Annotated in this window: 10 protein-coding genes; 4 read left to right on the top strand and 6 right to left on the bottom strand. The window is 63.7% G+C overall.

Annotation, left to right across the window (positions count from 1 at the left end):
- Positions 1-19: 19 nt before the first annotated feature.
- Positions 20-1039, bottom strand: a complete 1020-nt coding sequence (locus KTJ77_RS12080; protein ID WP_217338786.1) for an ABC transporter permease — start codon at positions 1037-1039, stop codon at positions 20-22.
- On the bottom strand, positions 1036-2553 hold the full coding sequence (locus KTJ77_RS12075) for a sugar ABC transporter ATP-binding protein (protein WP_217338785.1): 1518 nt from the start codon (positions 2551-2553) through the stop codon (positions 1036-1038). The genes KTJ77_RS12080 and KTJ77_RS12075 overlap by 4 nt, the downstream gene beginning before the upstream one ends.
- A gap of 203 nt (positions 2554-2756) precedes the next feature.
- Here KTJ77_RS12075 and KTJ77_RS12070 point away from each other — a divergent pair, with 203 nt between their 5' ends.
- From KTJ77_RS12070 to KTJ77_RS12055, 4 genes are all read left to right on the top strand, one after another.
- Positions 2757-3806 (top strand): substrate-binding domain-containing protein, encoded by a 1050-nt coding sequence (locus tag KTJ77_RS12070; RefSeq protein ID WP_217338784.1) that lies wholly within the window; start codon positions 2757-2759, stop codon positions 3804-3806.
- 147 nt (positions 3807-3953) lie between these two features.
- Positions 3954-5105 carry a Gfo/Idh/MocA family protein gene (locus KTJ77_RS12065; protein WP_217338877.1) on the top strand — a complete coding sequence of 384 codons (1152 nt, stop codon included), beginning with the start codon at positions 3954-3956 and terminating at the stop codon, positions 5103-5105.
- A gap of 40 nt (positions 5106-5145) precedes the next feature.
- The gene (locus KTJ77_RS12060; RefSeq protein ID WP_217338783.1) at positions 5146-6150 is read left to right on the top strand and encodes a sugar phosphate isomerase/epimerase; all 1005 of its coding nucleotides are present in this window, start codon (positions 5146-5148) and stop codon (positions 6148-6150) included.
- Between the two features lie 73 nt (positions 6151-6223).
- Positions 6224-7447, top strand: a complete 1224-nt coding sequence (locus tag KTJ77_RS12055; protein ID WP_217338782.1) for an ROK family transcriptional regulator — start codon at positions 6224-6226, stop codon at positions 7445-7447.
- A gap of 181 nt (positions 7448-7628) precedes the next feature.
- On the opposite strand, the gene KTJ77_RS12050 is transcribed toward KTJ77_RS12055, so the two are convergent.
- The 4 genes from KTJ77_RS12050 to KTJ77_RS12035 all read right to left on the bottom strand — a co-directional run bounded on the left by KTJ77_RS12050 (position 7629) and on the right by KTJ77_RS12035 (position 11741).
- Positions 7629-8411, bottom strand: coding sequence for a hypothetical protein (locus KTJ77_RS12050; RefSeq protein ID WP_217338781.1), 783 nt, complete (start codon positions 8409-8411; stop codon positions 7629-7631).
- A 185-nt stretch (positions 8412-8596) separates the two neighbouring features.
- Entirely contained in the window at positions 8597-8734 is a 138-nt protein-coding gene (locus KTJ77_RS12045) for a hypothetical protein (RefSeq protein WP_217338780.1), read from the bottom strand.
- Entirely contained in the window at positions 8734-11067 is a 2334-nt protein-coding gene (purL, locus tag KTJ77_RS12040; RefSeq protein WP_217338779.1) for a phosphoribosylformylglycinamidine synthase subunit PurL, read from the bottom strand. Before purL ends, KTJ77_RS12045 begins: the two co-directional genes overlap by 1 nt.
- 200 nt (positions 11068-11267) lie before the next feature.
- Positions 11268-11741: a hypothetical protein gene (locus KTJ77_RS12035; protein WP_147826643.1), complete on the bottom strand. Its 474-nt coding sequence runs from the start codon at positions 11739-11741 to the stop codon at positions 11268-11270.
- Positions 11742-11754 lie beyond the last annotated feature (13 nt).

Genomic DNA, 11754 nt, shown 5'->3' with positions numbered 1-11754 from the left:
AGGTAATTCGAGGGTCGAGCTAGCGACCGGACGGCTTGGCGAAGCGCTGCTGAAGCAGCACAGCGACGATGATGATGACGCCCTTGGCGACGGCCTGCACCGAAGAGGTCATGTTGTTCTGCACGAAGACGTTGGTGAGAACCGAGAAGATGAGCACGCCGAAAATGGTGCCGACCATGGTTCCGCGTCCGCCGACCAGCAGCGTGCCACCGACGACAACCGCTGCGATCGCGTCGAGCTCCCACATCATGCCGTGCGTCGAGGTCCCGGCGGTCGTGCGGCCGAGCATCATGACCGCGGCAATGCCGGCGGTGAGGCCACACAGCGCGTACAGCCACATGGTGTGACGCTTGACCTTGATGCCCGACAAGCGAGCTGCTTCGTAGTTGCCACCGATGGCAACCGTGCGGCGGCCAAACGTGGTGCGGTTCAGCAGAATCCAGCCGAGGATGGCGACGATCGCGAAGATCCAGATCAGAATGTCGACGCCCAAAATGTCGGCGTTCAGCACGTTGATGAACTCGCGGTCCTTCACGACGAGGGTCTTGCGCTCGGCCAGGATTTCAGCGAGACCGCGCGCCGCAACGAGCATCGCGAGGGTGGCCATAAACGCCACCACTTTGCCGTACGCGATGATGATGCCGTTGATGAGTCCGGCGCCGAATCCGACGGCGAGGGCGATTAGCACCATCACGATCCAGTGCGTTTCTTTCGCAAACGCCTGCACCGTGGCGAGGGTCGCAGCGACCGACGCGAGGCCGACGAGCGATCCGACCGACAGGTCGATGCCACCTGCGATGATCACGAGGGTCATGCCAATCGCGACGACGCCGATGATCGACGCCTGACGCAGGATCGTCAGCATGTTGTCGACGTTGGTGAAGCGCTCGCCCGCGGTAATCGCGCCGATCGCCATGATCAGCAGCAGCGCGATAACGAGGCCAGAGTTGCGGCCAACGGAACCACTAAAGATGCGGCTCACAGCCTTAGGAGTTGGGGTCGAAGCAGTGGCGGTCACCACAGCGGTTTGCTCGCTCATGCGGCGGTTCCTTTCATGACGAGACTGAGCACGCCGTGCTCATCGATTTCAGATGCGGGCACGGTCGAGAGAACCTCGCCGTCAGCGATAACGAGCACGCGATCGGCGAGGCCAAGCACCTCGTCGATTTCGCTGGAGACGATCACAATCGCGTTGCCGTCAGCGGCCAACTGGCGGATGAGACCGTAAATTTCGGTGCGCGCACCGACGTCAACACCACGCGTCGGCTCATCAAGCAGGAGCACGCGGGTGCCGTGAATGAGCCAGCGCGCGAGCAGAATCTTCTGCTGGTTGCCGCCCGACAGGGTGCCGGCGGCACGGTTCGGGTCTGCGGGGCGCAGATCGAGCGCCTTCAACTGCTCGCCTGTCGCCTTGCGCGCACGGCGGTCATCGAGGAAGCCGCCGCGAGCGAAGTCACCGAGCGATGCGAGGGTCGCGTTGACATAGAGCGGCTCGGTGAGCACGAGGCCCTGGCTCTTGCGCTCTTCGGGTGAGAGGCCGACGCCGGCGGCGACAGCATCGCTGACGGAACCACGCCGCAGCGCGGTACCCGCGACAGCGATGGTTCCGCTCGTCGCACGTCGGGCGCCATAAATCGTTTCGAGAATCTCGGAACGGCCCGAGCCGACGAGGCCCGCAAGGCCCACGATTTCGCCCGCCCGCACGGAGAACGACACGTCGCTGAAGATGTTTCCCAGCGCCAGGTTGTCGACGGTGAGGATCTCTTCGGCGTCTGCGGCAATCGGCGCCGCGGGCGGGAAGACGTTCTCGACCGTGCGACCGGTCATCAGGCGGATGAGTTCGGTCGTGGGGGTGTCGCCGACCGGGATGCCGGAGGCCATCGTCTGGCCGTCCTTGATCACGGTGATGCGGTCACCAATGGCCCGAATTTCTTCGAGGCGGTGGGTGATGTACACCACGGCGATTCCTGCAGACGTGAGCTCCTTCACAACGGCGAAGAGGTTCCGCACCTCTTCTGAGTCGAGCACCGCGGAGGGCTCGTCCATCACGATGAGCTTGATGTCGTGAGAGAGGGCGCGTGCCATCGACACGATCTGCTTGTTGGCGGCGCTGAGCGAGCCGACTTCGGCGTGCGGCGAGAGGTTTTCGTGGCCGAGACGGCGCAGTAGCTCGCGCGTTTGGCGCGTGGTTTCGGAACGCTTCGTGAAGCCACCGCGCGAGATTTCGTGGCCGAGGAAGATGTTTTCGGCCACAGTGAGGCCGTCAACGACGTCGAGCTCTTGGTACATCGTGGCGATGCCCAGCGCGATGGCTGCTTGCGGGTCAGGGATCTCGACGGTCTCACCCTGCCAGCGAATGGTGCCGCCATCGGGGCGGTGCACGCCGGCCAGCGTCTTGATCAACGTGGACTTTCCGGCACCGTTCTGGCCGAGGATGCAGTGCACCTCACCAGCACGCACGTCAATGCTCACATCGGTGAGTGCGTGCACGCCGGCGAAGGACTTTTTGATCCCCTCCACCTCGAGGAGTACATCATGATCGACTTTGGTCATGGCGACAACATATATCGATTGAGCGAATCAAGCAACGGGCAATCTCGGGGATATGCGCTAATTTCGTGCACCACCTAAGAATTCAAAATCGGTGTGGACAGCGCGTTGTGTCGCTGTTATGGTGACGTGAAACGCTATTTGATGCCCCTGTCAACAAACAGCACACACAGCACTCCGAACCATCTCAAGGAAGAGAAAAGTCCATGGCTAAGAAGTTCACGCAGATGCGCCGCCTCATCGCCGGCGCTGGTGCCTCCCTACTCGCCGTTGGCCTCCTGGCCGGCTGCTCCAGCGGTGGTGCCGAAGAGGGCAACGTCGTCGACCAGGGCACGTCCTCTGAAGAAAACGCACAGACCGGCGACACGGTCGTTATCGGCTTCTCGGGCCCCGCAGCCGACCACGGCTGGCTCGGCGCCATTAACTCGGGCGCAACGGCTGCGGCCGCAAGCTTCGCCGACGTCGACCTTCGCGTTGCTGAAGGCACGAACGACGCCAACGCACAGATCGCCGCTGTCGAGACCTTCATTAACGATGGTGTCGACGCCATCGTGCTGCTGCCCACCGACGGCGCAGCCCTCACCGAGGTTGCTATCAAGGCCATGCAGGCTGGCATTCCGGTGATCAACGTTGACCGTGAGTTCTCGAGCCCGTTCGCCGCCCGCACCACGGTGCTCGGTGACAACTACGGTATGGGCGTTTCGGCCGGTACCTACATTTGCGAGCAGCTCGACGGCAACAAGGACGCCATCGTCGCTGAAATCGCCGGCATCGACTCGCTGCCCCTGACGCAGGACCGTTCGGCTGGCTTCAAGGACGCCCTCTCGGACTGCGGTCTTGAGGTTTCGGCTCGCGTTGCCGCTGACTTCACCGTTGCCGGTGGCGAGTCGGCAACGTCGCAGCTGCTGTCGGCAAACCCGAAGATCGACGCGATCTGGAACCACGACGACGACCAGGGCATCGGCGTGCTGGCAGCCATCACCGCTGCTGACCGCGACGAATTCTTCATGGTCGGTGGCGCTGGTAGCAAGGACGCCATGGAGCTCATCAAGTCGGGCGACACCGTTCTGCAGGCAACGATCATCTACCCGTCGACGCAGGCTGCTGACGGCATCGCGCTGGCACGTCTGATCGCGCAGGACAAGACCGTTGGTGACCTCATCACGCCGTCGGTTCCGAACCGCATCGTGCTGGACGCACCGGTGGTCACCAAGGACAACGTCGACCAGTTCATCGATCTGGCCTTCGCCTCCTAATTAACCGCGGGGTGGGGCGCATTTCGGGGGACGTGCGCTCCACCCCTACGTTTCTCTTAGAGACATTTCTCTCGAGACATTTGATTTACCGCAGACATCGTTGTTTGAAAGGTCACCACGGCAATGACACGCACGGCACGCGTCGCCATGATAGGCGCAGGTTTCATGGGCGCAGCCCACTCGCAGGGTTGGCGCGTTGCGCCCCGGTTCTTCGACCTGGACGTCAAGCCCGAAATGGCCGTCTTGGTCGGTCGCGATGCCGAGCGCACGCAGGCTGCCGCTGACAAGTGGGGCTGGGCTGAGACCGCCACCGATTGGCGTGAGGTCATCACCCGCGACGACCTAGACATTGTCGACATTGTCACGCCGGGTGACTCCCACGCCGAGATCGCGATCGCCGCGCTCGCAGCCGGCAAGCACGTGCTGTGCGAAAAGCCGCTGGCCAACACGGTGGACGAAGCGGAACAGATGGCTGCGGCCGCCGAGAAAGCTGCCGCGAATGGCGTGCTCGCGATGGTTGGCTTCACCTACCGCCGTGTACCGGCGACGGCATTCGCTAAGCAGCTTGTCGCCGACGGACGCATTGGCGAGATCCGTCAGGTGCGCGCGGCCTACCGCCAAGACTGGCTGATGGATGCCGACGGGCCGATGACCTGGCGCCTCGACAAGTCGCGCGCTGGTTCCGGCTCTCTCGGCGACATTGGCGCACACGCGATCGACCTCGCCGAATACATCACCGGCATGCAGCTTGATCGCGTGTCTGGCGTGCTCGACACGATCGTGCGCGAGCGCCCGCTGCTGGGCGAGGGCGTGGGGCTCTCCGGAACCGCGGCAGAAGAACGCGGCACCGTGACCGTTGACGACGTGGCTGTGTTTACCGCCCGCTTTGGCGTTGACGGCGGCTACGCACCGATCGCCTCGTTCGAGGCCACGCGCTTCGCAACCGGTCGCAAGAACGCCCTCACGATTGAGGTCTCGGGTTCGAAGGGTGCCCTCGTTTTCAACCTCGAGCGCCTCAATGAGCTGGAGTTTTACGACGCCACCGTGCCGTCGAACGATCAGGGATTCCGCACGATTCTGGTGACGGAACCAGACCACCCGTACCTGGCACCGTGGTGGCCAGCGGGCCACATGCTCGGCTATGAGCACGGTTTCTCACACCAGGTCAAAGACTTCATGGACGGCATCGCCACCGGCGCGCAGCCGACCCCGTCGTTTGCCGACGGCCTCCACGTGCAGCGTGTGCTCGACGCGGTCGAGCGGAGCTCCGCTGCCGACAGCGCGTGGGCCGTCGTCTAACGAAGAATTTCACATCACTAGGACTAAGAAAGGTACGACAATGGCGCGACCAATCACCCTCTTCACCGGACAGTGGGCAGACCTGCCCTTCGAAGAAGTCGCTCGCCTCGCGGGCGGCTGGGGCTACGACGGCCTGGAGATCGCTTGCTGGGGCGACCACCTCGACGTCAGCCGCTGGGACGATGCGGAGTACGTGCAGAGCCGCCTCGACATCCTCGCCGCGAACAACCTGTCGGTCTACACGATCTCGAACCACCTCACCGGGCAGGCCGTGTGCGACGACCCGATCGACGCGCGTCACCAAGACATTCTGTCGGAGCGGGTGTGGGGCGACGGTGACCCGGAGGGCGTGCGTCAGCGTGCCGCCGAAGACCTGAAGAACACCGCACGCATGGCGGCGAAGCTCGGCGTTAAGACCGTCGTGGGCTTCACGGGTTCGTCGATCTGGAAGGCCGTGGCGATGTTCCCGCCGGCCAGTGACGAGTTCATCGCCGCCGGATACACCGACTTTGCCAACCGTTGGAACCCGATTCTCGACGTCTTCGAAGAGGTCGGTGTGCGCTTCGCACTCGAGGTGCACCCGAGCGAAATCGCGTACGACTACTGGACGGCCAAGGCAACGCTCGGGGCCATCGGCCACCGCAAGAGCTTCGGCTTCAACTTCGACCCGTCGCACTTCGTATGGCAGCAGCTCGACAGTGTCGCGTTCGTGAACGACTTCGCCGAGCACATCTTCCACGTGCACTGCAAGGAGTCGGTCAAGCGTCTCGACGGCCGCAATGGCGTCATGGGTTCGCACTTGCCATGGGCGCACCAGCGTCGTGGCTGGGACTTTGTCTCGACGGGCCACGGCGATGTTCCGTGGGAGCCCATCTTCCGCGCGCTCAACGCCATCGGGTACGAAGGCCCGACGAGCGTCGAGTGGGAAGACGCCGGCATGGACCGCCTGATCGGCGCTCCCGAGGCGCTCGCGTTCGTACGCAAGCTTGCCGAGATTACGCCGCCTTCAGCAGCTTTTGATGCTGCGTTCTCGACGAGTAAGTAAGGTTAAGCAGTACGGTGAGCCGATGGAGGACAACGGTTCTCCATCAGCTCACCAATTCTTTCAAGGGGGCTGAATGAGCACCAACGATTCGGCCACGTCAGGGCCCATGCTGGGGACAACCGTCGACGATGTACGTCGACAGAACCTGAGCCAGGTGTTGCGCATCGCACATCAACTCGGACCAGTCAGCCGCGCAGAGCTGACGCGGGCAACCGGGCTCAACCGGTCCACGATCGGTGGGCTGGTGCAGGATCTTCACGAGCGGGGGCTCGTGGGTGAGGGCGACGTTGCCCGCACCAAGAAGGTGGGCCGACCGAGCCCACGAATCTTCGTCACCGACGACACCGTCGCCGTTGCCGTGAACCCTGAGGTTGACGCCATCGACGTCGCTATCGTCGGGCTGAGTGGGCGCGTGCTGCACCGCGTGCGGTACCGCAATGAGCGCATTCCGTCGCCCGCCGAGTTCGTCAACATTGTCTCCGCGTTGATCGCGGGCATGATTCCACACGCGCAGGGGGCGCGGGTGCTGGGAGTCGGCGTCGCTCTGCCCGGTCTGGTGCGCGCAACCGACGGCTTCGTGCTGTTCGCCCCGCACCTCGGGTGGGACAACACCGCCGTCACCAGCCTGCTGAGCGACGCCACCGGATTGAACGTGGTCGCGTTGAACGACGCAAACTGCGGCGCGATTGCCGAGGCCATCTACGGCAGCGCCCGTGGTTCCGGTCTCGTCGTCTACCTCAACAGCGGCGCCAGTGGTATCGGTAGCGGCATCGTGCTTGACGGCCGTCTCGTCACCGGCGAGGGCGGTCATGCGGGTGAGTTTGGTCACACGCTGGTCAACTCGCACGGGCGCGAGTGCCGGTGCGGATCACGCGGTTGCCTCGAGACCGAAGTGCGCCGCGATCTGTTCTTGGAAGCTGCTGGCGTTGCTGACGTCACGTCGGACGACATGCCCGCGCTACTGGCCGCGGCATGGGGTGACGCGTCGCACCCGGCGCATGCGGAGCTGCAGAAGCAGGTCGACTACCTCGGCGTCGCCGTGCGCACGATCGTGAACGCACTCAACCCGCGCCTGATCGTGCTCGGCGGCTACCTCGCGCACGTGCTGGCCGTGGTCGGCGAAGAGACCGTGAAGGCCCGCGTCGGCGGCACCCTTCCCGGTGGCCTCGATGACGTGTCGCTCGTCGCGACCGAACTCGGTGACGAACTGTTGCTGATCGGTGCGGCAGAGCGGGTGTTTAGTCCGCTTCTGGATGACCCCACCCTGGTTCCGGCCCGCGAGCCCGCCGCCGTCTAGCTTCACCCGTTGTCTCGGTCGTCGGGCGAGCGGAGCGGTGCCGTCCTGTGATTGACCAAATGTCGAACAGACGGCTTCGGAGAGCCCGTTAGGAGCGACGCTACCGGCGTGTCCGTCGAAAGTGTTCGACATTTGATCACATCGAGTGTCGGTCTGATGCGCCGTTCGCTCCGCGATCGAGCTAACCGGTTGGCCCGGACGTAATCTCCCCGGCGACCTTCTTCTCGAGCACGGTGATCGCCTCGTCTGAGATCACGATGAGTCCGTCGAGCTCTTCGCGCACGCGGCGGTAGGCGACCTGACGCTCGGCCTGTGTCGCGCCCTGGTCTTCGGCAACCCGCAGCAGCTGCAGCGCACGGTCGAGCCGCTTGCGCTCATCGTCGCTAAACGACCTGTTGGTCTGGCGCTTTGCGTCGCGTTCGGCAACGTCGAACGCCGAACCGAAGTCGATCACGGCCTCGCGATACGCCCGCACGGCGTCGGCATCAACCTTCGCGTCAACCGACTCGGGGCGCAGCGAATCTGCCCGGCGCTTCGCGCGCAAGAACGCGGCGGTGAGCTCGTTGCGGCCGTCACTCATCGCCGGATACGCGATCAGCTTCGCTACATCGAGTTCGTAGTCGAGCCACCGCTTCACGATTGCGTCGTGCTCGGCGGTGAGTCGGGTGAGCTCCTGCTTGCGGTTGGTAGGGGTGGCGACGGCTGCCGCGTCGGGGGAGACAGCGCCGAGCGGAACCGGGTGCTGGTACTCGGGGATAGGCAGGCCCTGCTTCTCCGCACGTTGCGTCGCACGGGCCTGAATCTCGGCTGCCTTGAGGTCGCGCTTCGCGGCCAACACCTCAAGGCGACGCTGGTGGCGGTTCTTCGATGCCTGGCGAATGTTGTTCGCAATGGCACCACCGACACCCATCAGCGGAAAGATCAACCACCAATAGTTGCCGGCAAAGTTCCAAAACTCGTCCACGCGATAACCCTACGACCCCACCCACCCAATGGGCGAGGGCGACGCCACGAAACGACCCCGAACCGTCCTGAGAGCCATACTTTGTCGCGAGGGCCGCACCGCACCACATCGCACCGCACCCCTGGTTCCGCTCTCCAGAAACGCCAGAGGCGCCCGGGTCGAAACCCGAGCGCCTCTGAATGCAATCAGTTGGTGAAGAGTGCGAAGACGGTCGCGCCGCCGCCGCCGATCACCATCGCGATGATGACAACCCACGCGACGAGGCGGGTACGGCCGAGGCGCGATTCGCGCATGGCCTCCAGATCGTCGTCTACCTCAGCCATCAGATGCCCGAGGGGATGACGTCGCCGAACGCTGCGGGCAGCGTTGCGCGCGAGACTTCGCGGAGTTCGTCAACCGAGATCGTGAACACGTCTTGCACTTCGAGCAGAGCGTCTTCCGATGCAATGTCAGTGACACCGATGCGGAGGACGGGGTAGCCGCGTCCGTCGCACAGGCCGCGGAACTTGACGTCTTCTTCACGGGGAACCGAGACGATTACGCGACCGGTCGACTCGGAGAACAGGGCAGCGGCGGCGTCAACACCGTCGCGCTCCATGATCTCGGTCAGCCATACGCGGGCGCCGACGCCGAAGCGCGTCGTGGTGTCAACGAGTGCCTGGGCGAGGCCACCTTCGCTGAGGTCGTGTGCGGCCGAGATGAGACCCTGCTCAGCGCCGGCGCGCAGCAAACCGGCGAGGGTCTTTTCTGCGGTGAGGTCGACGGCCGGCGGGCGTCCGCCGAGGTGGTCGTGGATGACGCCAGCCCACTGCGAACCCGAGAGTTCGGTCGCGGTGACACCCAGCAGGTACAGGTTTTCGCCAGCGTCCTGCCAGCCAGACGGAACGCGGCGGGCAACGTCGTCGATGATGCCGAGCACACCGACGACGGGGGTCGGGTGGATTGGAACATCGCCGGTCTGGTTGTAGAACGACACGTTTCCGCCGGTGACCGGGATGCCGAGCTCGACACAGCCGTCAGCCAGACCATCAACGGCACGGGAGAACTGCCACATCACTTCGGGGTTCTCAGGCGAACCGAAGTTGAGGCAGTCGGTGACTGCGGTCGGAATCGCGCCGGTGACAGCAACGTTGCGGTATGCCTCGGCGAGAGCAAGCTTCGCGCCCTCATACGGGTCGAGGTAGCAGTAGCGGCCGTTGGCGTCGGTGGCGATTGCGAAACCGAGACCCGACTCCTCGTCGACGCGAACCATGCCGGCGTCATCGGGGAAGGCGAGGGCCGTGTTGCCGCCGACGTAGTAGTCGTACTGGTTGGTGATCCAGCTGACATCGGCCAGGTTAGGCGAAGCGGTGAGCTTGAGGAACTGCTCCTTCAGCACGGCCGGGTCGCTTGAGCGCTCAAGCGCGGCAGCCGAATCGGTCTGCACGGCGTCGATCCAGGTCGGGTACGCGACGGGGCGCTCGTACACCGGGCCGTCAACGGCAACCGTCGACGGGTCAACGTTCACGATTTCTTCGCCGTGCCAGAAGATCTGCAGGCGACCGTCTCCGGTGACCTCACCGAGAACGCTGGTCTCAACGTCCCACTTGTTCACGACAGCGAGGAAAGCGTCGAGCTTCTCGGGGGCGACGATGGCCATCATGCGCTCCTGCGACTCCGACATCAGAATTTCTTCCGGCGTCAGGGTCGAGTCGCGAAGCAGCACGTTTTCGAGGTCAACGCGCATGCCGGAACCACCGTTAGCGGCAAGTTCGCTGGTTGCGCAGGAGATACCGGCGGCACCGAGGTCCTGAATAGCCTCAACCAGCTCACCCTTGTACAGCTCGAGGCAGCACTCGATGAGCACCTTCTCGGCGAACGGGTCGCCGACCTGAACGGCGGGGCGCTTGGTGGGGCCGCCCTCATCGAACGAGTCCGAAGCGAGGATCGATGCGCCACCGATGCCGTCGCCACCGGTGCGAGCACCGAACAGCACAACCTTGTTGCCAGCGCCCGTGGCGTTCGCCAGCTTGATGTCTTCGTGGCGCATGACACCAACGGCGAGGGCGTTGACGAGGGGGTTTTGCTGGTAAACCGCGTCGAAGACGGTCTCGCCGCCGATGTTCGGCAGGCCCAGGCAGTTTCCGTAGAACGAAATACCCGAAACAACACCGTGCACAACGCGAGCGGTGTCGGGGTGGTCAATGGCGCCGAAGCGCAGCTGGTCCATGACAGCGACGGGGCGAGCGCCCATCGAGATGATGTCGCGGACGATACCGCCGACACCGGTCGCTGCACCCTGGAACGGCTCAATGTAGGAGGGGTGGTTGTGTGACTCAACCTTGAAGGTCACCGCCCAGCCCTCACCGATGTCGACGACACCGGCGTTCTGGCCCATGCCGACCATGAGACGTTCCTTCATCTCCGGCGTGACCTTCTCACCGAACTTGCGCAGGTACATCTTCGACGACTTGTAGGAGCAGTGCTCCGACCACATCACGGAATACATGGCCAACTCGCCCGACGTGGGGCGGCGACCAAGGATTTCCTTGATCTGGTCGTACTCATCGCTCTTGAGGCCGAGCGCCGCGTACGGCTGCTCCTTCTCAGGAGTTGCGATGGCGTTTTCGACAGTGTCGGCGACGGGGCGAACGGGGTTCTCAGCTGCGGCAGTCACGCGTGCTCCAGAGTCAAGGCGGCGGGAGTCCTCTCAGTCTATCTGTGCATTGGGATTCCCGAGACCCCGTGACTTTTGCTCGAAGAGCGGAACCAACCATCCGCCCGTTGAACGAGCGGAGCGAGACGAAACGCAGCGAGCCGACCTCGGAACTTCGATTCGTTCCGGCTCGGTCGCTGCCCCATGGTTCCGCATCGTGTCTATTCGGCAGGATCGACGAAGGGGCCGAGGCTCTGTTTCAAACGCACCACGATATTGGGATCGAGAGGCGTCAAATGCAGGGCATAGGTCGTGATGACTCGATCCACGTCTTCGGTGCCACCGTCAGGGTGGAACTCGATCGAACGCACCTGGAGGCGCTCGACAAACTCTTCATCGGTACCCTCCCAGCGCTCGTTGATGTCATCGCGGTACCCGTCTTGAACGATCCATGGTTGTGACGTCTCGTCGGTGATCTCAGTGGCGATTGCCTGTCGAGACATCTCATCGATCGAGGCGAAGACCTCGAGCGCACTGTCGATCAGTTCGATGTAGCGGTCGGTGAAGGTATCAGGGTGGTGCAGAAAGATGGTGACGGGCAGCTCGCGCGACTCATAGTCCATGAGGGTTTCGAACACTGCGCCGTTGACGAGTTGCGTGAACGTCACCTCGCCGAGGAATCGGCTCGTGGCCATTGTTGGGACCTTT

Origin of the sequence: Microbacterium sp. NC79 (assembly GCF_019061125.1) — a bacterium.
Taxonomy (GTDB): Bacteria; Actinomycetota; Actinomycetes; order Actinomycetales; family Microbacteriaceae; genus Microbacterium.
Note: the sequence above shows the minus strand (reverse complement) of the source record. Positions and strands in the feature narration are given on the sequence as shown.